Below are 25511 nucleotides of genomic sequence, written 5' to 3'. Positions count from 1 at the left end.
GGAACAAGCATCGTAAGCATCGTAGAAAATGGTGTTAGCGTATTAGGAAAATTATTCGGATTCTAATATTCAAATATTTAGTACTGACCAGGGCAAGCGCTCTGGTCTTTTTTTATTTTCTAAGAAATTATATTCAAAATTTGTTATTGTTAATAGAGATACAAGAGTAGCGAGGGATATAAAAATGAAATACACAACTATTTTACTAGATTTTGATGATACAATTGTTGATTTTTATGATGCTGAAGAAAAAGCATTTTATAATATGGCTAAACGTTTTAATCATTATCCAACAGAAGAGGATTTTTATTATTTTAGAAAGGTTAATCAATCTCATTGGGAAGCTTTTCAAGAAAATAAATTAACTAAAGTTGAAGTTTTAACTCTGAGATTTGTTAATTACTTTAAAGACTATAACATTGAAGTTGATGGGAATTTAGCTGACAACCTATTTAGAGATGAATTAGCAAAAGCTACACCTAGCTTTTTTGATGGGACTTTAGACACAATAGATTATTTGAGAAAAAAACATAATATTTATATTGTGACAAATGGGGTTACAGAAACACAGCAACGTCGTTTAGCTCAAACAACATTTAACGAAACATTAAATGGCATTTTTATATCTGAACAAACAGGTTATCAAAAGCCTATGCCAGAATTTTTTGATTACATTTTTAAAGAAATGGGAGAAACACATAGAGAAAAGGCAATAATTGTAGGAGATTCACTTACTTCGGATATTTTAGGAGGAAAAAATGCTAATATTGCTACATGTTGGTTCAATTTAAGAAATAAAGAAAATAATACAACAATTCAACCTGATTATGAAATTAAGTCTCTTAAAGAATTAATTGATATTGTAGAATAATCAAATTAAAAAATCCCATCGAATTTAATAAATTCGGTGGAATTTTTTCGTACTATGGGTGCCAAATTAAAACATCATGTCCTTCAGGATTTTTAGCTTCGACATCTTTGAAACCTTGACTTTCGAAATAAGATTTTGAATTATTTCTAGCGATTGCTTTAATAGGAAGGTTAAATGATTTTGCAAAATCGATTAATTCCTTAGAAAAACCTCTGTTTTGATATTTCTCTAATACTTCTAATTTCCATAATAAAATATAATCGTCACAATCAGGGAAGTAAGATTCCTCAACTTCACCTTTATTTAGCAATGCCATTCTTGCAGCTAATTTATCTCCGACAAAAATACCATAAAAAGGTGAGTCTGAACTTGCATCGATCATTTGTCCGTTAAATTCTTCAACCATATATAAATCTTTATTACCAAACTCTCTAAAATCTTCGAATAACTCATCAGTTTTGTAATTAATTTCTAATTTTTTTACGTCGCTCATCATCATGTCCCCCTTTATTCCTTTCTTATATTATACCTTAAAGTCTATGTTCTTTTCATTTATTTATGCTCTAAGCCAAAATTAAACTAGATAAATATATTTATACGAGTTGAATTTTTTATACCATTCAAAATAAAAATAATGACACGAATGTCATTTCGAACGTATGTATTTTTAATGAATTTTAAGATTTTATAAATTTTTATAAGCCGTTAAATTGTCATAAGTGAGTATAGTCTTTATACTATATTAGGAATAGTGATACTGAAGGAGAAAAACAATGGACTGTAAAATATTAAAATTAAACAATGACGATCAGTTTATTTCCAAAATAAAAAATAGTGATGGTACACTCCAACAATTCTACCAATATGATGCTATGTCAGAAGATAGCTTTAAAAAGAAAATGGATGCGCCTTCAAATGGAAGAGAAAAAGAACTTGCTAATGTTATTCAATCTTATATGGAAGATTTATCAATAACTGAAGCACAACAAACACATTTGGATGTTTTAGCTAATGGCGCAAAAGTTGTCATTGGAGGACAACAGGCTGGTCTGTTTGGTGGTCCTTTATATACAATCCATAAGATTTTTTCAATTATTACATTGAGTCAACAACTTACAAATAAATATAACCAAACGGTTGTACCGGTATTTTGGATTGCTGGAGAAGATCATGATTTTGATGAAGTCAATCATACATTTGCTTATAATCAACAAGACGCACATCTACATAAAATTAAATATCATACTATGACACCACCTGAAAGTAATGTATCTCGTTTTAATCCTGAACAGTCACAAATGATTGAAGTGTTGAATGATTACTTTAAACAATTAAAAGAAACAGAGCATAGTAAAGCAATTTACCAAATGTGTTTAGACATTATTAAAAGTAATGAAAACTGGTCAAATATTTTTAAAGCTTTATTACATGAAATCTTCAAAGATTATGGTGTTTTATTTATTGATGCTCAATATACTTCGTTGAGAAAAATGGAAAAACCTTTATTAAAAGAAATGATTTTAAAACATCGTGCTATTGATGAAGCTTTTAGAAATAATCAAAAAAATACAACACAACAAGGTTTGTCTCAAATGATTCAAACTGATACTAATGTGCATTTATTCCTTCATGAAGAAGGGATGAGACAATTATTAACTTATGAAAATGATGCTTTCCATTTAAGTAAATCAACACAAAACTATAATCAACAACAGTTATTAGACATATTAGATGAAGAACCTGATAGATTTTCAAATAATGTTGTTACACGTCCTATAATGGAAGAATGGTTATTTAATACTGTGGCCTTCATCGGTGGTCCAAGTGAAATTAAATATTGGGCAGAACTACATGATGTATTTCAGTTATTAAATATTGATATGCCGATTGTATTACCAAGATTGAGGATTACTTACTTATATAATAGAACTCAAAAATTATTAAATCAGTATCAACTTCAATTAGAACAGGTCATAGAGAATGGTATTGAAGAAGATAAACAAAAATTTATTCGTGAACAAGCTTCCGAAACATTTTTAAATGAAATTGAAAGTATGAAACAACAACAGGAAAATCTATTTCATTCTTTATATAAAGAAGTTCAAGGTAATAATGCTAATGAAAATTTAGTAACTAAAAATAATGAAATACACTTAAGACAGTATGATTATTTGAAAAAACGTTATCTTTTAAATATCGAAAGAGAAAATGACATTAGCATGAGACATTTTAGAGAAATTAATGATCATCTCCACGCAATGGGAGGATTACAAGAAAGAATATGGAATCCACTTCAAATTTTGAATGATTTTGGGAAAGATGTGTTCAGTCCCTCCACTTATCCACCACTTTCTTACACTTTTGATCATATTATAATAAAAGATTGATATAACAGCGTTTAAGCCCGCTTTATCGAAAAGATAAAGCGGGTATTTTTTTATAAAAATAAATATTTTTGACGAATTTTACATAATTAGTGGAGGATAGTGGGGAGATGTGGTAAATTATAAATAAGGTGAGGTGAGAAAAAATGTTCATGGGAGAATACGATCATCAATTAGATACAAAAGGACGTATGATTATACCGTCCAAGTTTCGTTATGATTTAAATGAACGTTTTATTATCACTCGAGGCCTTGATAAGTGTTTATTCGGCTATACTTTAGATGAATGGCAACAAATTGAAGAGAAGATGAAAACCTTACCTATGACAAAAAAAGACGCACGTAAGTTTATGCGTATGTTCTTCTCAGGTGCCGTTGAAGTAGAGTTAGATAAACAAGGACGTATTAATATTCCGCAAAATTTAAGGAAATACGCTAATTTAACTAAAGAATGTACAGTAATAGGTGTTTCAAATCGAATTGAGATTTGGGATAGAGAAACTTGGAATGATTTCTATGAGGAATCTGAAGATAGTTTCGAAGATATTGCTGAGGATTTAATAGATTTTGATTTTTAATTTGGAGGTATGACAGTGTTTCATCATATAAGCGTTATGTTAAACGAAACCATTGATTATCTAAATATAAAAGAAGATGGTGTGTATGTTGACTGTACGTTAGGTGGAGCAGGACATGCCTTATATTTACTAAATCAATTAAGTGATGAAGGTAGACTTATTGCAATTGATCAAGACTTAACTGCAATAAAAAATGCTAAAGATGCTTTGAAAGAACATTTACATAAAGTCACTTTTATTCACAGTAATTTTCGAGAGTTAACACAAATATTAAAAGAGCTAAACATTGAAAAAGTTGATGGTATCTACTATGACTTAGGTGTTTCAAGTCCACAGTTAGATGTACCAGAAAGAGGCTTTAGCTATCATCATGATGCTAAATTAGACATGCGGATGGATCAAACGCAATCATTATCAGCTTATGAAGTTGTAAATGAATGGTCTTTTGAAGCATTAGTCAAAATTTTCTATCGTTATGGTGAAGAAAAGTTCTCAAAACAAATTGCAAGAAGAATTGAAGCAAACCGAGAAAAACAACCAATCGAGACGACATTAGAATTAGTTGAAGTTATTAAAGAAGGCATTCCTGCCAAAGCTAGAAGAAAAGGTGGGCACCCTGCGAAAAGAGTGTTCCAAGCTATACGAATTGCAGTAAATGATGAATTAAGTGCATTCGAAGATTCAATAGAACAAGCTATTGAGCTTGTAAAGGTACACGGACGTATTTCTGTTATTACATTCCATTCATTGGAAGACCGATTATGTAAACAGATGTTTCAAGAGTATGAAAAGGGACCTGACTTACCTAGAGGCTTACCAGTTATCCCTGAAGAATATACCCCAAAATTGAAACGCGTAAACCGTAAACCTATTACTGCGACTGACGAAGATTTAGATGACAATAATCGAGCCCGAAGCGCAAAACTACGCATTGCAGAAATATTAAAATAAGGAGTAATTCAACATGGCTGTAGAAAAAGTTTACCAACCATATGATAATGCAACACAAACCAGTGTTCCAAAAAGACAACCGCAAACCTCTCCTCAAAAGCAAACCGTTAAACGTAAAGTTGTCGTTCAACTTACTAGATTCGAAAAGATTTTATACATAACGCTAGTCTCTGTCATTGCTATGATTAGTATTTATATGCTATCTTTAAAAATGGATGCGTATGATACGCGAGGAAAAATTGCAGATTTAGATCAAAAAATCGAACAACAATCTAGCGAAAACAGCGCCTTAAAATCTGAAATTAAGAAAAATTCTTCATACGAACGCATTTACGACAAGGCTAAGAAGCAAGGTATGAGCCTCAAGAACGATAATGTAAAGGTAGTGCGTAATAATGGCGAAACGAAAAATTAAAATTAAAAAAAATAAAATAGGGGCAGTCCTACTTGTTGGTTTATTCGGGCTGCTCTTTTTTATATTGGTTTTGAGGTTTTCATACATAATGATTACTGGTCATTCAAATGGACAAGATTTGATAATGAAAGCAAACCAAAAATATTTAGTTAATAACTCAGAGCAACCAGAACGAGGAAAGATTTACGATAGAAACGGTAAAGTCTTAGCCGAAGATGTTGAAAGATATAAAGTCGTAGCAGTAGTAGATAAAAAAGCGAGTGAAAATAGTAAAAAGCCAAGGCATGTGGTAGATAAAAAGAAAACTGCCAAAGAATTATCAAAAGTTATTGATATGAAACCAGATGAAATCGAAAAAAGATTGAATCAGAAAAAAGTATTCCAAGTAGAGTTTGGTCAAAAAGGTACTAATTTAACGTATCAAGATAAAGAAAAACTTGAAAAGAAAGACTTACCAGGAATTACCTTATATCCTGAAACTGAAAGATTTTATCCTAATGGTAACTTTGCTTCTCACTTAATTGGTATGGCTCAAAAAGATCCTGATACGGGTCAATTAAATGGTGCCATGGGAGTTGAAAAGATATTTAATAGTTATCTTAATGGTTCAAAAGGATCATTAAAATATATACATGATATCTGGGGATACATCGCACCAAATACAAAATCAGAAAAACAACCTAAACGTGGCGATGATGTTCATTTAACGATTGATTCAAATATTCAAGTGTTCGTCGAAGAAGCATTAGATGACATGGTTGACCGCTACAATCCTAAAGATTTATTTGCGGTTGTTATGGATGCAAGAACCGGAGAAATTTTAGCGTATAGCCAAAGACCTACATTTAATCCTGAAACAGGTAAAGACTTTGGTAAAAAATGGGCTAATGATTTATATCAAAATACTTATGAACCAGGATCAACATTTAAAACATATGGATTAGCTGCAGCTATTCAAGAAGGTAAATTCAGCCCGAATAAGAAATTTAAATCAGGACCTAGAGAGATAATGGGCTCAGAAATTTCTGACTGGAATAAAACAGGTTGGGGTAGTATTCCTGAAACACTAGGATTTACGTACTCAGCTAACTCATTAATGATGCACTTACAAGATGAAGTTGGTGCTGATAAAATGAAATCTTGGTATGAACGATTTGGTTTTGGTAAATCAACAAATGGTATGTTTGATGGTGAATCCACTGGTCATATTGCATGGGATAATGAATTACAACAAAAAACATCAGCATTTGGACAATCAACTACAGTAACACCAGTTCAAATGATTCAAGCACAGTCAGCATTTTTCAACAAAGGTAATATGTTGAAACCATGGTTTGTAAGTAGTATAGACAATCCAATTTCTAAAAAGAATTTTTATAAAGGTGAGAAATCTTACGCTGGAAAACCAGTTTCAGAAGATACTGCTAATAAAGTTGAAAAAGAATTAGATAAAGTTGTAAATAGTAAGAAGAGTCATGCGATGAACTATCGTGTGAAAGGATACGATATCGAAGGTAAAACAGGTACCGCTCAAGTAGCCGATTCTAAAGGTGGCGGTTATGTTAAGGGTGAGAATCCATACTTCGTAAGTTTCATGGGTGATGCACCTAAGAAACATCCTAAAGTGATTGTTTATGCTGGTATGAGTCTTGCACAAAAAAATGATCAAGAAGCATATGAAATGGGTGTAAGTAAAGCATTCAAACCGATCATGGAAAATACGTTGAAATATTTAAACGTTGATAAATCAAAAGATTCTGCTTCTAAAAAGGATTATAGTAAAGTGCCTAACGTAGAAGGACAATCAATAGAAAAAGCTAAAGATAGTATTAATGCTAAATCACTTAAACCAGTTGTTATTGGCAGTGGTAAAACAGTGAAATCACAATCAGTCAAAGCTGTTTCTGAAGCATTGCCTCATAGTAAAGTTCTTTTAGTAACAGATGGTGACTTGACTATGCCTGATATGAAAGGCTGGACAAAAGAAGATGTTCTTGCTTTCCAAGAATTAACTAACATTAAGGTCAAAACGACTGGCAGTGGTTTTGTTTCAGATCAATCTATGACACAAGGTCAAAAACTTAAAAAATCAGATAAAATTGAAGTTACTTTATCAGCAGAATCTACTGATAGCACAACTGACGATAGTGATAAACAATCATTAGACAAATCATCTGATAAGAAAGATAAATCTAAGTCTAAAAAGAAAGATTCAAGCACTGACTAGTACAACATAGATATTCAACATATAAGGAAGAGATTGGGATTTTATTTATCCTTCTCTCTTTCTTAATATGTTATGAACTAACGTATAAATTTAGAACTAAAACTGATAAAATGTAAAAGCTAACAATTAAAAATATTTAATAATATATGTAAATTGACGGATAAAAGAAAAGGAGATTATTATGATTTTTGTATATGCGATGTTATCGCTTCTAGTAACTTTTGTACTTGTACCTATACTCATACCAACGCTCAAAAGAATGAAATTTGGACAAAGTATTCGTGAAGAAGGGCCTCAAAGCCATATGAAGAAAACGGGTACTTCAACAATGGGTGGACTAACATTCTTAATAAGTATCATTATCGCTTCAGTTATTGCGATTATTTTTGTAGATCGTTCTAATCCAATAATTTTATTACTATTTGTAACAATCGGATTTGGATTAATTGGCTTTATTGATGATTACATTATCGTTGTTAAGAAAAATAACCAAGGTTTAACAAGTAAACAGAAATTTTTAGCACAAATTTTAATTGCTGTAATATTTTTCGTACTAAGTAATGTGTTTAACTTAGTCAATTTTTCAACAACTTTACATATTACGTTTACTGACGGTGGTATCCCTCTTTCATTTGCTTATGTTATATTTATCATCTTTTGGCAAGTTGGCTTTTCAAATGCAGTCAATTTAACAGATGGATTAGATGGTTTAGCTACAGGACTTTCAATTATCGGTTTTGCAATGTATGCCATTATGAGTTTTGTACTAGAATCACCTGCAATAGGTACATTCTGTATTATTATGGTATTTGCTTTACTAGGCTTCTTACCATATAACTTAAATCCAGCTAAAGTATTTATGGGTGACACAGGTAGCTTAGCATTAGGTGGCATATTTGCTACAATTTCAATTATGTTAAACCAAGAGTTATCACTTATATTTATCGGATTTGTATTCGTAGTAGAAACGTTATCAGTTATGTTACAAGTTGCTTCATATAAATTAACTAAAAAACGTATTTTCAAAATGAGTCCTATTCATCACCACTTTGAATTATGTGGATGGAATGAATGGAAAGTTGTAACAGTATTTTGGTCAGTAGGTTTAATAACAGGTCTAATAGGCTTATGGATTGGAGTGCACTAGTATGCTAAATTACACAGGATTAGAAAATAAAGATGTATTAGTTGTAGGATTAGCAAAAAGTGGTTACGAGGCAGCCAAATTATTAAGTAAATTAGGCGCGAATGTAACAGTGAATGATGGTAAAGATTTATCTCAAGATGCACATGCTAAAGATTTAGAAGCTATGGGCATTAAGGTTATTAGTGGAAGCCATCCAAATTCATTATTAGATAATAACCCTATAGTTATTAAGAACCCCGGTATTCCATACACTGTATCGATTATAGATGAAGCAGTAAAAAGAGGTTTAAAAATATTAACTGAAGTTGAATTAAGTTATCTAATTTCAGAAGCGCCCATTATTGCAGTAACAGGTACAAATGGTAAAACCACTGTCACTTCATTAATAGGTGACATGTTTAAAAATAGTAGATTAACTGGTAGATTGTCTGGAAATATTGGTTATGTTGCTTCGAAAGTGGCACAAGAAGTAACTCCGAAAGATTATTTGATTACTGAATTATCATCATTCCAATTATTAGGAATTGATCAATATAAACCACATATCGCAATTATCACTAATATTTATTCAGCGCATTTAGATTATCACGAAACGCTTGAAAATTATCAAAATGCTAAAAAGCAAATATATAAAAATCAAACAGAAGATGATTTCTTAATTTGTAATTATCATCAACGTCATTTAATTGAATCAGAAAATTTAAAAGCTAAAACGTTATATTTCTCAACTCAACAAGAAGTGGATGGTATATATATTAAAGATGGCTTTATTGAATATAAAGGTGTTCGTATTATTAGCGTAGATGATTTAGTTTTACCAGGTGAACATAATTTAGAAAATATTTTAGCAGCTGTTTTAGCTACAATATTAGCTGGTGTACCAATTAAAGCGATTGTTGACAGTCTTACAACATTCTCAGGAATTGAACATAGATTACAATATATTGGTACAAATAGAACTAATAAATACTATAACGATTCTAAAGCAACAAATACGCTAGCTACACAATTTGCATTAAATTCATTTAATCAACCAATCATTTGGTTATGTGGCGGGTTAGATAGAGGTAATGAATTTGATGAATTAGTACCTTATATGAATAATGTAAGAATTATGGTCGTATTTGGTGAAACACAAGAAAAATTCGCTAAATTAGGAAATAGTCAAGGTAAATACGTTATCAAGGCTACAGATGTACAAGATGCCGTCGATAAAATTCAAGACGTTATTGAACCAAATGATGTGGTGTTACTTTCACCAGCATGTGCAAGTTGGGATCAGTATAATACATTCGAAGAACGTGGAGAGAAATTTATTCAAAGTTTCCGTGCACACTTGCCATCATACTAAAAGGGCGTGATAGAAAATGGACGGTAAATCTAATGACAATAACAGAAACAATGCAGCTAACTCCGATGACAAACAAAATGATGAGTTAAGCATGTTTCGTAGAAGTAACGATTTTAGAACGCGTAAAAGAAAAAAGTTTAAAGATAAAGTTGAAGACGACATATCTAACTCGAATCACTATGATGATAAGAGTGAAGAAGAACAGCATCATAGTGAGGACATCTTAAATGATCGCAAAACTCATTTAAACGATAAAGAAGATTTTGTTAGCGATAATGATAACTCAGAGTCGTATCGCGAAAGTGAGCAAATTAATCATTATCATAATGATGAAAATGTTAATAACGATGATAGTCAACAAGATAAAGAACAAACAAATAATATAGAAGATAATACAACTTCAAAAACTAAGCACAAAGATAAAAATGCAAAGAAAAATTGGTTGAGTTTTTTAACATCAAACAAATCAACATCAAAGAAAAAAGAACATGCACAAGAAGAACAAACAGATTCTAATAAGAAAGTTACACAATTTAGTTCACCAACTCTAGAAGAGAAAAGAGCACAACGGCGTCGAAGACAAAAAAGAATTCAGTACACCGTTATTACAGTATTGGTATTGTTAATTGTGATATTCTTACTATATATGTTTACACCATTAAGTAAAATCTCCAACGTAAATATTGAGGGGAATCATAATGTAAGTAAAAGCCAAATTAACAAAGCACTCAATGTTAAGTCTACTTCACGCATGTATACTTTTAGTAAAGGTAAAGCTAAAACTAATTTAAAGAAAAATAAATTAATTAAAGATGTAAGCATTACCAAGCAATTACCTAATACGTTAAATGTTAAAATAACAGAATATCAAGTTGTTGGTTTAACGAAAAACAAAGACAAATATGTGCCTGTGCTAGAAGACGGGAAAGAATTAAAAGATTATGATGGTAATATTTCACATGACGGTCCAATCATTGATGGTTTTAAAGGCGACAAAAAGGAAAAAATAATCCAAGCGTTATCAGAAATGTCACCTAAAGTGAGAAATTTAATTGCGGAAGTCAACTATGCACCAGATAAGAATAAGCAGAACAGAATTAAAATATTCACTAAAGATGATATTCAAGTCATTGGAGATATTACGACTATAGCGGATAAGATGAAATATTACCCACAAATGTCAGAATCACTGTCTCGTAGTGATTCAGGCGACCTTAAAACAGATGGTTATATTGATTTGTCGGTAGGAGCATCATTTATTCCTTATCAAAATAGTAGTGGTGATCAATCTGAATCTGAACAAAGTGTATCTAAAACATCAGCAAAAGAAACTGAAGCAAAAGAAGAACTTCAAAGTGTGTTAAATAAAATTAATAAAGAATCAAAAGAAAATAATTAAAAAATTTTGATATTAGTATGTGTTTATAGTTCACAAGCTTATCAACGTATTGTAAACTAAACATAGTGTATTTTAATAGTAACTTGTCAGGAGGTGCCTATCTATGGAGGAACATTACTATGTAAGCATAGATATTGGTTCATCAAGTGTTAAAACAATAGTAGGCGAAAAATTTCACAATGGAATAAATGTGATAGGTACAGGACAAACCTATACAAGCGGTATTAAAAATGGTCTGATTGATGACTTTGATATAGCAAGACAAGCTGTCAAAGACACAATTAAAAAGGCTTCTATCGCTTCAGGTGTCGATATTAAAGAAGTATTCTTAAAATTACCTATCATAGGAACTGAAGTGTATGATGAATCAAATGAAATAGAATTTTATGAAGATACTGAAATTAATGGAACACATATCGAATCTGTACTTGAAGGTATTAGAGACAAAAATGATGTTCCTGAAACAGAAGTCATTAACGTTTTCCCAATACGCTTTGTTGTAGATAAGGAAAATGAAGTATCAGATCCAAAAGAATTAATCGCTAGACATTCACTTAAAGTGGATGCAGGCGTTATAGCTATTCAAAAATCAATTTTAATTAATATGATTAAATGTGTTGAATCATGTGGTGTAGACGTGCTTGACGTATATTCAGATGCATACAATTATGGCTCAATCTTATCAGCAACTGAGAAAGAGCTCGGTGCATGTGTTATTGATATCGGTGAAGATTTAACACAAATTGCCTTCTATGAACGTGGCGAATTAGTGGATGCAGATTCAATCGAAATGGCTGGTCGTGATATTACTGACGATGTTGCACAAGGATTAAACACTTCTTATGACACAGCAGAAAAGATTAAACATCAATATGGTCATGCTTTTTATGACTCAGCTTCAAGCCAAGATGTATTTTCTGTGGATCAAATAGATAGTGAAGAGAATGTTCAATATACGCAAAAAGATTTAAGTGATTTTATTGAAGCAAGAGTTGAAGATATTTTCTTCGAAGTATTTGATGTATTGCAAGAATTAGGATTAACTAAAGTTAACGGTGGTTTCGTCGTTACTGGCGGATCAGCTAACTTATTAGGTGTAAAAGAATTACTACAAGATATGGTAAGTGAAAAAGTAAGAATTCATACACCATCTCAAATGGGTATCAGAAAACCAGAATTTTCTTCTGCGATTTCTACGATTTCTAGTAGTATCACTTTTGACGAGTTATTAGATTATGTTACAATTAGTTATCAAGATAATGAGGAATTTGAAGAGGAAGTTATCGAATCAAATGATAAAGATGCTGACTCTAAATCAAGCGGTTTCGATTGGTTCAAACGCAAATCGAATAAAAAAGATGATTATGAGGAAGAACCTGAAGCACCTCATGAAGAATATGACAACCGCGAAACTCATCAAGAACAAGATCATCATAATGCTCAAGATAAAGACAAAGAAGAAGGTAAATTTAAAAAACTCATGAAATCTTTATTTGAATGATTATTGGCCATTAAAACTAGGAGGAAATTTAAATGTTAGAATTTGAACAAGGATTTAATCATTTAGCGACTTTAAAAGTCATCGGTGTAGGTGGCGGCGGTAACAACGCTGTAAACCGTATGATTGACCACGGTATGAATAATGTAGAATTTATCGCTATCAATACGGATGGACAAGCTTTAAACTTATCTAAAGCTGAATCAAAAATCCAAATTGGTGAAAAATTAACACGTGGATTAGGTGCTGGAGCTAACCCAGAAATTGGGAAAAAAGCTGCAGAAGAATCACGTGAACAAATTGAAGATGCAATCCAAGGTGCAGATATGGTATTCGTAACTGCAGGTATGGGTGGCGGTACTGGTACTGGTGCTGCTCCTGTAGTAGCAAAAATTGCTAAAGAAATGGGAGCTTTAACAGTTGGTGTTGTTACTCGTCCATTCGGCTTTGAAGGTCGTAAACGTCAAACACAAGCTGCTGCCGGCGTTGAATCAATGAAAGCTGCTGTAGATACATTAATCGTTATTCCTAATGATCGTTTATTAGATATCGTTGATAAATCAACTCCTATGATGGAAGCATTTAAAGAAGCAGACAACGTTTTACGTCAAGGTGTACAAGGTATTTCTGACTTAATCGCTGTATCTGGTGAAGTTAACTTAGACTTTGCTGACGTGAAAACTATTATGTCAAACCAAGGTTCTGCCTTAATGGGAATTGGCGTATCATCTGGAGAAAATAGAGCGGTAGAAGCAGCTAAAAAAGCTATTTCTTCACCTTTATTAGAAACTTCTATTGTTGGTGCACAAGGTGTGCTTATGAACATTACAGGTGGGGAATCACTTTCTTTATTCGAAGCTCAAGAAGCTGCTGATATCGTACAAGATGCTGCTGATGAAGACGTGAACATGATTTTCGGTACAGTAATTAACCCAGAATTACAAGATGAAATTGTAGTTACAGTTATTGCTACTGGATTTGAAGACAAACCATCTTCTCAAGGACGTAAAGCTTCTAGTACTGGATTCGGTTCTAGTGTAAATAGTGCTTCATCATCTCATTCTGTAGATAGAGAAGAATCTGTAAGCAGTTCTGCTTCAAGTGCATCATCTTCTGACAGTGTGAACGAAAGAACTCATACAACTAAAGACGATGATATTCCTAGCTTTATTAGAAACAGAGAAGAAAGACGTTCAAGAAGAACTAGACGTTAATTAATTCTCTAAACATATTATTTTAAGTCATCAGATTGAATTCTGATGACTTTTTAATTTTTTACATAGGAATTTTTAAGATTATAACCAGATTCTAAAGTTTAAGAAAAAGCATGTTAATCCATGTACAATTAAAATAGTTTTAATTTAATTACAAATAAAAATGTTATATAATAACTTTACGAAAGCCATTTTTATCATTAATAGCAAATATTGAAAATTCATACTTAAGGTTGTGAAACATTTGACTGAAAAATTTATTAAACAAGATCATTTTTTAGAATACAAAGACGAAAATAAGACAAATACTACCCTTGGATTTACTACGAGAGAGGTTGGCTTAAGTATGTATCCTTAAAATGCATTTAATATGGCTAGATACGTTGACGATGATCAAGATAATATATCAAAGCATCAAGCTATTTTAGCCGATTTGATACATTTTCCTAGAAGAGATTGGGTATTTCCTATACAAACTCATGAAAATAAAGTAGCCAAAATCACAGCTGCAGATAAAGGAACTAATATCGATGCAATCACTAATGATTTACATAGCATTGATGGTCTGTATACATATGAACCTAATATTTTATTAACGATGTGTTATGCAGATTGTGTACCAGTATATTTTTATAGTGAGAAAAATCATTATGTTGGTTTAGCTCATGCAGGTTGGAGAGGTACATATGGTGAAATTGTAAAAGAAATGGTTCGACAAATCGATTTTGACTTAAATGATTTACAAGTTGTGATAGGTCCTGCAACTTCAAATTCGTATGAAATTAATGATGATATTAAATCTAAATTTGAAACATTAGATATTGAAACAACACAATATATAGAAACACGAGATGAAGATAGACATGGCATAGATTTGAAAAAAGCCAATGCTTTATTATTACAAAGTGTGGGTGTACCAAAAGATAATATTTATATTACAGATTATGCTACATCAGAAAACTTAGATTATTTCTTTTCCTATAGAGTTGAGAAAGGGCAAACCGGTAGAATGTTAGCCTTTATCGGAAGAAAGCAAGGTGAAGATTAATGCGTAAAGTCGAAGAAAATTTGGCAAAAATTAACGATGAAATAAATCAACAAAGAGAAAAAAGTAACATTTCAACACAGCCTAGCGTGATTGCAGTGACAAAGTATGTTACAATAGAGCGAGCTAAAGAAGCTTATCAAGCTGGACTTCGTCACTTTGGTGAGAATAGACTTGAAGGATTTAAAGAAAAGAAAGAAGCACTACCTAGTGATGCAGTGTTTCATTTTATCGGTTCTTTGCAATCTAGAAAGGTCAAAGATGTCATCAATGATGTTGATTACTTCCACGCTTTAGATAGAATGAGTTTAGCTAAAGAAATTAACAAACGTGCCAATCATACTATTCCTTGTTTTTTACAAGTGAATGTTTCTGGAGAATCTTCTAAACATGGTATTGATTTAGACGATGTTAATTCGTTTATCGAAGACCTTAAACAATATGAGAATATAAAAATAGTCGGATTAATGACTATGGCACCATTTACAGATGATGTCGAATACATACAGTCATTATTTAGAAAATTACGAATAAAAAGAGACGAAATACACAAACTCAATTTAGAATATGCACCGTGTACTGAATTATCTATGGGTATGAGTAACGATTACCTCATTGCTATAGAAGAAGGTGCTACGTTTGTAAGAATTGGGACTAAACTTGTAGGAGAAGAGGAGTGAGCCCCGTGGCTTTAAAAGATTTATTTAATGGTTTTTTTGTAGTTGAAGATGAAGAAGAAGTGGAAGTACCAGAAGAACGTGAACAAGAACGTGATCGTAAACAAGAACGTGAAGTTGAATCACAAAGAGAGGTAGCGCAAGAACCGGCTACTTCAAAAACAAGTGCAATTAAATCAGTACCACAAAAAATTTCAACTAGATATAATTCAACTTCTGAAGAAAGGAATTATCGTATGACTAATAATTCTAAATCAAACTCAAGAAATGTTGTAACGATGAATAATAATGCACAAACAAATGTTGTTACTCAAGAAAGTTCAAAAATGTGTTTATTTGAACCACGTGTATTCTCAGATACACAAGATATTGCAGATGAATTAAAAAATCGTCGTGCTACTTTAGTTAATTTACAACGCATTGATAAAGTCTCTGCTAAACGTATTATTGATTTCTTGAGTGGTACAGTATATGCGATTGGTGGCGATATCCAACGTGTCGGTACAGATATTTTCCTATGTACTCCAGACAATGTTGAAGTTGCTGGTAGCATTACAGACCATATTGAGAATATGGAGCAACATTACGAATAAGGAGATAACATATGGATATTGGATTACTTAATACAATATTCCGAATTATAATTTGGATTGTTCAAATCTATTATTATGGAATGATTGTTTATTTCTTTACTTCTTGGGTGCCAAATATTCGAGAATCTAAGTTTGGTGAAATACTCGGGAAGATTTACGAACCATTTTTGGAACCATTTAGAAAAATAATTCCACCAATAGGAATTATTGATATATCATCTATTGTAGCTATCATTGTTTTAGTATTATTCCAACGAGGATTAGTGACTATTTTCAACATGATTTTAGTTCACTTGGCTGGATAAGAGTAAATACTTAAAAGATAGTAAATAATATAGATGTTGTTGAATAACGAGGTAACTGGAAGTATGCCAGTTTGCCTCGTTTTATTGTTAACTTTGTAAAATAAGGTGACTGAACTAGCTAAACTACGTAAAAATAAGGAGGTGTCAAACATCGATATTTATCAGCATTTTAGAAAAGAAGAACAAGCAACCATAGATTTATTAATCGATAAATGCCAACAAGCTGAACGACATTATGCGCCAGTATTAACAAACTTTTTAGATCCTAGAGGTCAGTATATATTGGAAGTTATTGTTGGTAGTTATGAAGATTTGGTTGTTCATTTTAATGGGGGACCTCAAGCTGAACGACAACGTGCCCTTATCACACCTTCTTATTACGAACCAAATGAAAGTGATTTTGATTTAACTTTAATTGAAATAGACTATCCACAAAAGTTTGTTACAATACAACACCAACATGTATTAGGGACATTGATGTCTTTAGGAATAGATAGAAATCAACTTGGAGATATTATTGTTGGAGAACGTATTCAATTTGTTTTGACAAAAGCTTTAGAATCATTTATTATGTTAGAATTCACTAAAATCAAAGGTGCTACAATTAAACTTAATTCTATTCCTTTAAAAGATATGATACAATCAGAAGAGAATTGGAAGATTCATAGTTCAACGGTGAGCGCACTAAGACTTGATGTTGTACTTAAAGAAATGATTCACAAATCAAGATCGATAGCGAAACAACTCATCGAGAAAAAAAGAGTAAAAGTGAATCACACAATCATTGATTCACCTGATTTTCAATTAGAAATGAATGATTTGCTTTCCATCCAAGGTTTCGGTAGAGCACAAATGACCGATATAGGTGGAAGAACTAAAAAAGATAAAATACACATTACCTATAATACATTATTCAAATAGTGTAAAATTAAGGAGGACATATAATGCCTTTTACACCAAGTGAAATTAAAAGTAAAGAGTTTACTCGTGTGAAAAATGGTCTAGAACCTACTGAAGTTGCAAACTATTTAGAACAATTAAGCTCTGAAATAGAAAGATTAAAAGAAGATAAAAAACAACTTGAAAAAGTTATTGAAGAAAGAGATACTAATATTAAGTCATATCAAGATGTTCATCAATCTGTAACTGACGCATTAGTACAAGCACAAAAAGCTGGTGAAGAAACTAAATTAGCAGCGAATAAAGATGCAGAAGCAACAATTGCCAAAGCTCAAGCGCAAGCTGATCAAATTGTAAACGATGCGGTAGAAAAAGCACGTCGTTTAGCTTTCCAAACTGAAGATATGAAACGTCAATCTAAAGTATTTAGATCTCGTTTCCGTATGTTAGTTGAAGCTCAATTAGACTTACTTAAGAATGACGATTGGGATTATTTATTAAATTATGATTTAGATGCTGAACAAGTCACTTTAGAAGACATTCACCATTTAAATGAAAATGATTTAACTGAAGAAGAAAAAGCAATGAAACAAAATGCTCAAAGTCAGTCTCAAACAACTGAATCTTCAGAAAGTACGGTTTCAACATCTCAAAGTGATTCAGTGACTCAATCAGAATCACCAAATCAAAAATAAAAATCAGACGCGTAAGAAACAAAACACTTATCACAGCGAATTAGGAAATGGTGGGAGCCTAATATAAGCATGTTTCTTATATCACTGATTTGTTTAAAATGAATATATTCAAGAGAGAACTCTAAGTTGAGTTAATCAGGGTGGTACCGCGGTATAACCGTCCCTGTTAATTGAACTTAGAGTTCTTTTTTATAATTAGGAGGAATGAAAGTAAATGAATTATAAAGATACGTTATTAATGCCAAAAACAGAATTTCCAATGCGTGGTGGCTTACCTAATAAAGAGCCAAAAATTCAAGAAAAATGGGATGCAGACAATCAATACCAAAAAGCATTAGATAAAAATAAAGGAAACCAATCTTACATTTTACATGATGGTCCACCATACGCTAACGGTAGCTTACATATGGGTCATGCCTTAAATAAAATTATTAAAGATTTCATCGTTAGATATAAAACAATGCAAGGCTTTTATGCACCGTACGTTCCTGGTTGGGATACACATGGTTTACCAATTGAACAAGCATTAACTAAAAAAGGCGTAGATCGTAAAAAAATGACTACTGCTGAATTTAGAGAAAAATGTAAAGAGTTTGCTTTAAAACAAGTTGAAATTCAAAAGAATGATTTCAAACGTTTAGGTGTACGTGGTGATTTTGATAACCCTTATATCACATTAAATCCTGAATATGAAGCAGCACAAATTCGATTATTTGGTGAAATGGCTGACAAAGGTTTAATTTACAAAGGTAAAAAACCAGTTTATTGGTCACCATCAAGTGAATCTTCATTAGCTGAAGCTGAAATTGAATACCATGATAAACGTTCTGCTTCAATCTATGTAGCGTTTAATGTTAAAGATGACAAAGGTGTCGTTGATCCTGACGCACAATTTATTATCTGGACAACTACACCATGGACAATCCCTTCAAATGTAGCGATTACAGTTCATCCAGAATTAAAATATGGGCAATATAATGTTAATGGTAAAAAGTACATTATTGCACAAGCTCTAGCAGAAACAGTTGCAGAAGCATTAGAATGGGATACAGATTCAATCCAACTTGAAAAAGAATTTACAGGTAAGGAATTAGAATATGTTGAAGCACAACATCCATTCTTAGACAGAACTTCATTAGTTATTAACGGAGACCACGTCACTACTGATGCTGGTACAGGTTGTGTTCATACTGCTCCTGGACACGGGGAAGATGACTATATCGTTGGTCAAAAATATGATTTACCTGTTATTAGTCCACTAAATGATAAAGGTGTGTTCACTGAAGAAGGCGGACCATTTGAAGGTATGTTCTATGACAAAGCAAATAAAGCTGTTACTGATTTATTAACAGAAAAAGATGCTTTATTAAAACTAAACTTCATTACTCATAGTTACCCACATGATTGGAGAACTAAAAAACCAGTTATATTCCGTGCGACACCACAATGGTTTGCTTCTATTAATAAAGTAAGACAAGATATTCTAGATGCGATTGATAATACTGATTTTAAAGTAGATTGGGGCAAAACTCGTATTTACAATATGATTCGTGATCGAGGAGAATGGGTTATTTCTCGTCAACGTGTATGGGGTGTTCCACTACCAGTATTCTATGCAGAAAATGGCGACATCATCATGACTAAAGAAACAGTTAATCATGTTGCAGATTTATTCGAACAACATGGTTCAAATATTTGGTTCGAACGTGAAGCTAAAGATTTATTACCTGAAGGATTCACTCATCCAGGAAGTCCTAATGGCGAATTTACTAAAGAAGAAGATATTATGGACGTATGGTTCGATTCAGGATCATCTCATAGAGGTGTACTTGAAACACGTCCTGAATTAAGTTTCCCAGCAGATTTATACTTTGAAGGTAGTGACCAATATCGTGGTTGGTTTAACTCATCAATTACAACTGCAGTGGCAACAAAAGGCCAATCACCATACAAATTCTTATTATCTCATGGTTTCGTCATGGATGGAGAAGGTAAGAAAATGAGTAAATCATTAGGTAACACGATTGTACCGGATCAAGTTGTAAAACAAAAAGGTGCTGATATTGCACGTTTATGGGTAAGTAGTACAGACTATTTAGCTGATGTGCGTATTTCAGATGAAATTTTAAAACAAACGTCAGATGTATATCGTAAAATCAGAAATACATTAAGATTTATGTTAGGTAATGTGAATGATTTCAATCCAGAAACAGATGGTATTGCTGAAGCGGATTTATTAGAAGTCGATCGTTATTTATTACATCGTTTACGTGAATTCACTGCTAGTACAATTAAAAACTATGAAAACTTTGATTACCTTAATATTTATCAAGAAGTACAAAACTTTATCAATGTAGAATTAAGTAATTTCTACTTAGATTATGGTAAAGATATTCTTTATATTGAAGAACGTTCATCACATAAACGCCGTAGTATGCAAACAGTGTTATATCAAATCTTAGTTGATATGACTAAATTACTTGCACCAATCTTAGTGCATACTGCAGAAGAAGTTTGGTCACATACGCCACATGTTAAAGAAGAAAGTGTACATTTAGCTGATATGCCAAAAGTTGAAGAAGTAGACCAACAATTATTAGATAAATGGAATACATTTATGAAATTACGTGATGACGTCAACCGTGCATTAGAAGCAGCTCGTAATGAAAAAGTAATTGGTAAATCATTAGAAGCTAAAGTGACAATCGGTAGTAATAGTGATTTCAATGCTTCAGAATTCTTACAACAATTTAATGACTTACAACAATTATTTATTACTTCTCAAGCAGAAGTAGTTGACCACGTTGACAATGGTCAAGCTTATCAATATGGTGATATCCGTATTGAACATGCTGAAGGTGAAAAATGTGAAAGATGCTGGAACTACAGTGATCAATTAGGATCAGTAGGAGAACTAGATCACTTATGCCCACGTTGTCAAGAAGTCGTAAAAACATTAAATTAATATTAGATCATTGATTTAAAGCTGTTAGCAGTGTCAATTGACATTGCTAACAGCTTTTATTTTATATTTTTAAATTTGAAATATTGATAAAGGTTACTTTATTATTTTTACGTTCATATATTAGCTAATGAAAATTTAGATAGTCATTAAAATTGGAATGAATTAGTGTAAGTTTAATTGAAATGTCATGTTCTCATTATGCTCTTTCAAGCAATATTTTTAGCAATTAAGTTGCTTTTAGTATAAATTTTTAGCATAATATTAAAAATATGGATGTTACTGATAATAATTTCAATAATGAGTTAAATTTATAGATAAGCTTTATGAAAGAGGTAGTATGTATGTTTCATAATAAGAATGCAAATTTTGTAAATGGAATAACTATAAATGTAAGAGATAAAGATGAACTTAAACCTTTTTATGAAGAAATATTAGGGTTAAATATTGTTAACGAAACGATGACGAGCATTCAATATGAAGTAGGAATGTCAAATACATTCATTACGTTAAATGAAATTACTAATGGACGAGAACCATTAATGTCAGAAGCTGGGTTATTTAATTTAGGAATCATGTTGCCAACGCTATCTGATTTAGCTGATTTATTAGTACAATTGAGCGATTATGAAATACCTGTTAACGGTGGAGAACAAAGTGTTTCAACGTCTTTGTTTATTGAAGATCCTGAAGGCAACGGTTTGAAATTTTATGTCGATCAAGATTTTGAGTCATGGCATTATGAGGATGATAAAGCATTGCTTAATATTGTGCCAATTAACGTCCCACGTTTATTAAATGAAGTTTCAGACGAAAAGTGGCAAGGCATTCCAGATGAGGCTAAAATTGGTACGTTACATTTAAAGACGGTACGTATATCTGAAGTCAAAGATTATTATTTAAATTATTTTGGTTTAGAAGAATCAGCATATATGGATGACTATTCATTCTTTTTATCATCTCAACATTACCACCATCATTTATCTATAAATCAATGGATATCCGGAACTAAACGCGTTGATAATTCTCATTCTTATGGCTTAGCACTTGTAGATTTTCATTATCCAGAAACGACCCATTTGAATGTTAAAGGGCCGGATGGCATATATTTTAGGTTTAATTATATAAAAGAAGAGTGATTCAGTGAAAAAAAGTATAACTTTAATGTTTATAGTGACTATATGTATTACGATAGCTGCAATAATAGATGGATTAAATAATCAAGATATGACAGAGCCCAAAAATCATTTATTAGAAATCAATCCAATGAAATATAATACTTATCAAAAAGGTCAATGTACGTATTATGTTTTTGATAAAGTCAAAGAAGATCACCATCAAATTGAGAACACATGGTCTGATGCAAAAGAATGGGCTAAAAATGCTGAAAAAGATGATTACAAAGTCAATCATCAACCTAAAAAAGGGTCGATATTACAAACAACTAAAGGAAAATATGGGCACGTAGCATATATTGAAAAAATAAATCAAGATGGATCACTTAAAATTTCTGAGATGAATTTTAAAAAAGCTTATGAAATTACAGATAGAACAATTCCAAGTTTTGATGTAGATCAATATCAGTATATACATCCTAAAAATAATGAAAAAGCATAATTAAGAACAACATATCGATACTCATAATAATGCCGATTAGCAAATAAAATTATTTCATTATGTACATCGTATTTATTTTTAGGCTATCCTGTTTTTATATACTTGATTAAGATATAATAAAAGATATTGTAAAAAAGTGATGAATGGTTTTGAATGGAGGCACATGAATGAAAAAGAAATATTATACTGGTATTTCATTATTCGTAGTCATTTTTATTTTAGTCATTGACCAAATAACAAAATGGATAATTGCTAGTTCAATGAAAATAGGGGATTCCTACGAAGTAATACCAAATTTTTTAAATATAACATCCCATAGAAATAATGGTGCTGCTTGGGGTATTTTAAGTGGAAAAATGTTTTTCTTTTATATCATTACAGTAATTATATTAATCATACTCGTATTATTCTTTATTAAAGAAGCTAAGTACAATTTATTTATGCAATTAGCTGTTAGTTTGTTGTTCGCAGGCGCTTTAGGGAATTTTATAGATCGTTTGTTTAATGGAGAAGTTGTTGATTTTATCGACACAAATATTTTTGGATATGATTTTCCAATATTTAATATTGCCGATTCAAGTTTAACAATTGGTGTAATTTTAATAATTATAGCTTTACTTAAAGATACAACAAATAAAGAATAGGAGGTAAGGTAATGGAAACATATGAATATCAAATTTCAGATAATAATTATGTAGGTCAAAGATTAGATAAAGTATTACCTGAATTGAATAGCGATTGGTCACGTAGTCAGATTCAAGATTGGATCAAAGAAGATTTAGTAAAAGTAAATGATAAAGTGGTAAAACCAAACTATAAAGTTAAACAAAACGATCATATTATCTTAACAGAACAAGAGGTCGTAGAAGCGGATATCACGCCAGAAAATTTAAATCTTGATATTTTTTATGAAGATAACGATGTAGCTATTGTATATAAACCTAAAGGTATGGTTGTTCATCCATCACCTGGTCATTATACAGGTACTTTAGTCAATGGATTGATGTATCAAATTAAAGATTTATCAGGTATTAATGGTGAAATACGCCCAGGCATCGTTCACAGAATTGATATGGATACTTCAGGATTGTTAATGGTTGCTAAAAATGATATTGCGCATCGAGGCTTAGTTGAGCAATTAATGGCGAAATCAGTTAAACGTAAATATGTCGCATTAGTACATGGCAATATTCCACATGATTATGGAACTGTAGATGCACCTATTGGACGTAATAAAAAAGACCGCCAAGCTATGGCTGTCGTAGATGATGGAAAAGAAGCAGTAACACATTTCAATGTATTAGAACATTTTAAAGACTACACATTAATTGAGTGCGAGTTAGAAACAGGTCGTACTCACCAAATCCGTGTACATATGAAATATATTGGATTCCCATTAGTTGGGGACCCTAAATATGGTCCTAAGAAAACATTAGATATTGGTGGACAAGCTTTACATGCTGGAGTCATCGGTTTTGAACATCCAGTTACGCATGAATATATTGAAAGAACAGCTAAATTACCACAAGAATTTGAAGATTTATTAGATGATATTAGAAAAAGAGATGCTTAATATAGTTTGATAAATCATATAGTTCAATATTTGAATTTAGATATTAATTAAAGTCTAGACATAAGTCATAAACTTATAAAGATAAATAAAAAAATAGTCATATGACCGTTGACTAATTGTAGTTTTAGGATTAAACTAATAACAGTTTAAATAAAAAAATCGTAGGTCTTTAAATGTAAGTCCAGAGAGGCTTCAAAGACATGAAAATGATACTTAATCTACATTAATGTTACTACCTTTATATACTTTTATAGAAAGTTTTTTAAAGAATTGTAACTCATGTAAATGAATGAAAATGTGTATGTGATTATATCTCAATTACACATTATCTATATATCAACCTCATGTCTTGTTAAAGATGTGAGGTTTTTTTCATGTTAATTTATGAGGTGAGGAAATGTCTGAACGCATCATTATGGATGAAGCAGCAATACAACGTACAGTAACTCGAATTGCACATGAAATTCTTGAGTATAACAAAGGTACAGAAGATTTAGTATTATTGGGCATTAAAACGCGAGGTGCTTACCTTGCTTACCGTATTCAAGAAAAAATTAATATGATTGAGCAACAACTTGTTCCAACAGGTACAATTGATATTACACAATTTCGAGATGACATTGATCAAGTTTCAAAGCAATCTTTTGATAAAGCATTTGAGATTGATGTAGACATCACAGGAAAAGTTGTTGTCATCGTGGACGATGTTTTATATACAGGAAGAACTGTAAGAGCGTCATTAGATGCTATACTATTACACTCTAGACCAATTAAAATTGGTTTGGCAACACTTGTTGATCGAGGCCATAGAGAACTTCCAATTCGAGCAGATTTTGTAGGGAAAAATATACCTACTGCACGAGATGAATCAGTGAAAGTATTCTTAACGGAAAAGGATTCAACGAATGCGGTAGTAATTGAATAATATATCCTTTTAAAACAGTACGAGAGACTGAAAAAGGTGAATTGAATTATATAAGCATTTAACTAACTGTAATATAGTTATGTAAACTTATATGACTATAGATACATATTGCTTATGATTCATATCATTGACTTTAGTCTCTTTGCATAACTGTATGTAAAGAGATTTTTTTATGAGAGGAAAT

Annotated in this window: 24 protein-coding genes and 1 pseudogene; 24 read left to right on the top strand and 1 reads right to left on the bottom strand. The window is 31.6% G+C overall.

Annotation, left to right across the window (positions count from 1 at the left end):
- The coding region (locus HMPREF3125_RS12365; RefSeq protein ID WP_141738035.1) for a beta-class phenol-soluble modulin at positions 1–66 on the top strand (66 nt) is incomplete at its 5' end.
- 118 nt (positions 67–184) lie between these two features.
- On the top strand, positions 185–871 hold the full coding sequence (locus tag HMPREF3125_RS01320) for a YjjG family noncanonical pyrimidine nucleotidase (protein ID WP_070451423.1): 687 nt from the start codon (positions 185–187) through the stop codon (positions 869–871).
- A 52-nt stretch (positions 872–923) separates the two neighbouring features.
- Here the strand turns inward: HMPREF3125_RS01320 and HMPREF3125_RS01315 are convergent, their stop codons facing one another.
- Positions 924–1364: an N-acetyltransferase gene (locus tag HMPREF3125_RS01315; RefSeq protein ID WP_029055486.1), complete on the bottom strand. Its 441-nt coding sequence runs from the start codon at positions 1362–1364 to the stop codon at positions 924–926.
- A gap of 280 nt (positions 1365–1644) precedes the next feature.
- Between HMPREF3125_RS01315 and bshC the strand changes: the two genes are divergently transcribed.
- The 22 genes and pseudogenes from bshC to pyrR all read left to right on the top strand — a co-directional run bounded on the left by bshC (position 1645) and on the right by pyrR (position 25327).
- Positions 1645–3258: a bacillithiol biosynthesis cysteine-adding enzyme BshC gene (gene bshC, locus HMPREF3125_RS01310; RefSeq protein WP_070451421.1), complete on the top strand. Its 1614-nt coding sequence runs from the start codon at positions 1645–1647 to the stop codon at positions 3256–3258.
- Between the two features lie 143 nt (positions 3259–3401).
- Entirely contained in the window at positions 3402–3833 is a 432-nt protein-coding gene (gene mraZ, locus HMPREF3125_RS01305) for a division/cell wall cluster transcriptional repressor MraZ (RefSeq protein WP_017637176.1), read from the top strand.
- A gap of 15 nt (positions 3834–3848) precedes the next feature.
- Positions 3849–4784 (top strand): 16S rRNA (cytosine(1402)-N(4))-methyltransferase RsmH, encoded by a 936-nt coding sequence (rsmH, locus tag HMPREF3125_RS01300; protein WP_070451419.1) that lies wholly within the window; start codon positions 3849–3851, stop codon positions 4782–4784.
- A 13-nt stretch (positions 4785–4797) separates the two neighbouring features.
- Positions 4798–5199: a cell division protein FtsL gene (ftsL, locus tag HMPREF3125_RS01295; RefSeq protein WP_017637174.1), complete on the top strand. Its 402-nt coding sequence runs from the start codon at positions 4798–4800 to the stop codon at positions 5197–5199.
- Positions 5180–7426 carry a penicillin-binding protein gene (locus tag HMPREF3125_RS01290; RefSeq protein ID WP_070451417.1) on the top strand — a complete coding sequence of 749 codons (2247 nt, stop codon included), beginning with the start codon at positions 5180–5182 and terminating at the stop codon, positions 7424–7426. Before ftsL ends, HMPREF3125_RS01290 begins: the two co-directional genes overlap by 20 nt.
- Positions 7427–7607: 181 nt before the next feature.
- Complete coding sequence (gene mraY / locus HMPREF3125_RS01285) at positions 7608–8573, top strand: phospho-N-acetylmuramoyl-pentapeptide-transferase (protein WP_070451415.1); 966 nt, start codon at positions 7608–7610, stop codon at positions 8571–8573.
- A 1-nt stretch (position 8574) separates the two neighbouring features.
- Complete coding sequence (gene murD, locus HMPREF3125_RS01280; protein WP_017637171.1) at positions 8575–9924, top strand: UDP-N-acetylmuramoyl-L-alanine--D-glutamate ligase; 1350 nt, start codon at positions 8575–8577, stop codon at positions 9922–9924.
- 16 nt (positions 9925–9940) lie between these two features.
- Positions 9941–11323 carry a cell division protein FtsQ/DivIB gene (locus tag HMPREF3125_RS01275; RefSeq protein WP_070451413.1) on the top strand — a complete coding sequence of 461 codons (1383 nt, stop codon included), beginning with the start codon at positions 9941–9943 and terminating at the stop codon, positions 11321–11323.
- 103 nt (positions 11324–11426) lie between these two features.
- A complete protein-coding gene (gene ftsA / locus HMPREF3125_RS01270; RefSeq protein WP_029055481.1) occupies positions 11427–12824 on the top strand; it encodes a cell division protein FtsA in 1398 nt (465 codons plus the stop codon).
- 32 nt (positions 12825–12856) lie between these two features.
- Positions 12857–14035, top strand: a complete 1179-nt coding sequence (gene ftsZ, locus HMPREF3125_RS01265) for a cell division protein FtsZ (protein ID WP_017637168.1) — start codon at positions 12857–12859, stop codon at positions 14033–14035.
- Between the two features lie 244 nt (positions 14036–14279).
- Positions 14280–15083: pseudogene (gene pgeF / locus HMPREF3125_RS01260) on the top strand (peptidoglycan editing factor PgeF).
- Positions 15083–15760, top strand: coding sequence for a YggS family pyridoxal phosphate-dependent enzyme (locus tag HMPREF3125_RS01255; protein WP_070451411.1), 678 nt, complete (start codon positions 15083–15085; stop codon positions 15758–15760). Before pgeF ends, HMPREF3125_RS01255 begins: the two are co-directional and overlap by 1 nt.
- A 5-nt stretch (positions 15761–15765) precedes the next feature.
- Complete coding sequence (locus HMPREF3125_RS01250; protein WP_070451409.1) at positions 15766–16350, top strand: cell division protein SepF; 585 nt, start codon at positions 15766–15768, stop codon at positions 16348–16350.
- Positions 16351–16361: 11 nt separating this feature from the next.
- Positions 16362–16655: a YggT family protein gene (locus HMPREF3125_RS01245; protein ID WP_017637164.1), complete on the top strand. Its 294-nt coding sequence runs from the start codon at positions 16362–16364 to the stop codon at positions 16653–16655.
- A 141-nt stretch (positions 16656–16796) separates the two neighbouring features.
- Positions 16797–17576 carry a YlmH family RNA-binding protein gene (locus HMPREF3125_RS01240; RefSeq protein WP_107999716.1) on the top strand — a complete coding sequence of 260 codons (780 nt, stop codon included), beginning with the start codon at positions 16797–16799 and terminating at the stop codon, positions 17574–17576.
- 23 nt (positions 17577–17599) lie between these two features.
- Positions 17600–18250, top strand: coding sequence for a DivIVA domain-containing protein (locus HMPREF3125_RS01235; protein WP_017637162.1), 651 nt, complete (start codon positions 17600–17602; stop codon positions 18248–18250).
- 214 nt (positions 18251–18464) lie between these two features.
- Complete coding sequence (ileS, locus tag HMPREF3125_RS01230) at positions 18465–21215, top strand: isoleucine--tRNA ligase (RefSeq protein WP_070451407.1); 2751 nt, start codon at positions 18465–18467, stop codon at positions 21213–21215.
- Between the two features lie 341 nt (positions 21216–21556).
- Positions 21557–22351 (top strand): VOC family protein, encoded by a 795-nt coding sequence (locus HMPREF3125_RS01225; RefSeq protein WP_070451405.1) that lies wholly within the window; start codon positions 21557–21559, stop codon positions 22349–22351.
- A gap of 4 nt (positions 22352–22355) precedes the next feature.
- Positions 22356–22829, top strand: a complete 474-nt coding sequence (locus HMPREF3125_RS01220) for a CHAP domain-containing protein (RefSeq protein ID WP_070451403.1) — start codon at positions 22356–22358, stop codon at positions 22827–22829.
- 167 nt (positions 22830–22996) lie between these two features.
- Complete coding sequence (lspA, locus tag HMPREF3125_RS01215; protein ID WP_029055477.1) at positions 22997–23473, top strand: signal peptidase II; 477 nt, start codon at positions 22997–22999, stop codon at positions 23471–23473.
- Between the two features lie 11 nt (positions 23474–23484).
- The gene (locus tag HMPREF3125_RS01210; RefSeq protein WP_070451400.1) at positions 23485–24402 is read left to right on the top strand and encodes an RluA family pseudouridine synthase; all 918 of its coding nucleotides are present in this window, start codon (positions 23485–23487) and stop codon (positions 24400–24402) included.
- A gap of 397 nt (positions 24403–24799) precedes the next feature.
- Entirely contained in the window at positions 24800–25327 is a 528-nt protein-coding gene (gene pyrR, locus HMPREF3125_RS01205; RefSeq protein WP_017637157.1) for a bifunctional pyr operon transcriptional regulator/uracil phosphoribosyltransferase PyrR, read from the top strand.
- Positions 25328–25511 lie beyond the last annotated feature (184 nt).

The organism is Staphylococcus sp. HMSC13A10 (assembly GCF_001808005.1).
Lineage (GTDB): Bacteria > Bacillota > Bacilli > Staphylococcales > Staphylococcaceae > Staphylococcus > Staphylococcus pasteuri.
Note: the sequence above shows the minus strand (reverse complement) of the source record. Positions and strands in the feature narration are given on the sequence as shown.

Excerpts from the sequence above, each read along its gene's own strand:
- HMPREF3125_RS01320 (WP_070451423.1), top strand. The coding sequence starts at position 185 with ATGAAATACACAACTATTTTACTAGATTTTGATGATACAATTGTTGAT.
- HMPREF3125_RS01315 (WP_029055486.1), bottom strand. The coding sequence starts at position 1,364 with ATGAGCGACGTAAAAAAATTAGAAATTAATTACAAAACTGATGAGTTA.
- bshC (WP_070451421.1), top strand. The coding sequence starts at position 1,645 with ATGGACTGTAAAATATTAAAATTAAACAATGACGATCAGTTTATTTCC.
- mraZ (WP_017637176.1), top strand. The coding sequence starts at position 3,402 with ATGTTCATGGGAGAATACGATCATCAATTAGATACAAAAGGACGTATG.
- ftsL (WP_017637174.1), top strand. The coding sequence starts at position 4,798 with ATGGCTGTAGAAAAAGTTTACCAACCATATGATAATGCAACACAAACC.
- HMPREF3125_RS01290 (WP_070451417.1), top strand. The coding sequence starts at position 5,180 with ATGGCGAAACGAAAAATTAAAATTAAAAAAAATAAAATAGGGGCAGTC.
- mraY (WP_070451415.1), top strand. The coding sequence starts at position 7,608 with ATGATTTTTGTATATGCGATGTTATCGCTTCTAGTAACTTTTGTACTT.
- murD (WP_017637171.1), top strand. The coding sequence starts at position 8,575 with ATGCTAAATTACACAGGATTAGAAAATAAAGATGTATTAGTTGTAGGA.
- HMPREF3125_RS01275 (WP_070451413.1), top strand. The coding sequence starts at position 9,941 with ATGGACGGTAAATCTAATGACAATAACAGAAACAATGCAGCTAACTCC.
- ftsA (WP_029055481.1), top strand. The coding sequence starts at position 11,427 with ATGGAGGAACATTACTATGTAAGCATAGATATTGGTTCATCAAGTGTT.
- ftsZ (WP_017637168.1), top strand. The coding sequence starts at position 12,857 with ATGTTAGAATTTGAACAAGGATTTAATCATTTAGCGACTTTAAAAGTC.
- HMPREF3125_RS01255 (WP_070451411.1), top strand. The coding sequence starts at position 15,083 with ATGCGTAAAGTCGAAGAAAATTTGGCAAAAATTAACGATGAAATAAAT.
- HMPREF3125_RS01245 (WP_017637164.1), top strand. The coding sequence starts at position 16,362 with ATGGATATTGGATTACTTAATACAATATTCCGAATTATAATTTGGATT.
- HMPREF3125_RS01235 (WP_017637162.1), top strand. The coding sequence starts at position 17,600 with ATGCCTTTTACACCAAGTGAAATTAAAAGTAAAGAGTTTACTCGTGTG.
- ileS (WP_070451407.1), top strand. The coding sequence starts at position 18,465 with ATGAATTATAAAGATACGTTATTAATGCCAAAAACAGAATTTCCAATG.
- HMPREF3125_RS01225 (WP_070451405.1), top strand. The coding sequence starts at position 21,557 with ATGTTTCATAATAAGAATGCAAATTTTGTAAATGGAATAACTATAAAT.
- lspA (WP_029055477.1), top strand. The coding sequence starts at position 22,997 with ATGAAAAAGAAATATTATACTGGTATTTCATTATTCGTAGTCATTTTT.
- HMPREF3125_RS01210 (WP_070451400.1), top strand. The coding sequence starts at position 23,485 with ATGGAAACATATGAATATCAAATTTCAGATAATAATTATGTAGGTCAA.
- pyrR (WP_017637157.1), top strand. The coding sequence starts at position 24,800 with ATGTCTGAACGCATCATTATGGATGAAGCAGCAATACAACGTACAGTA.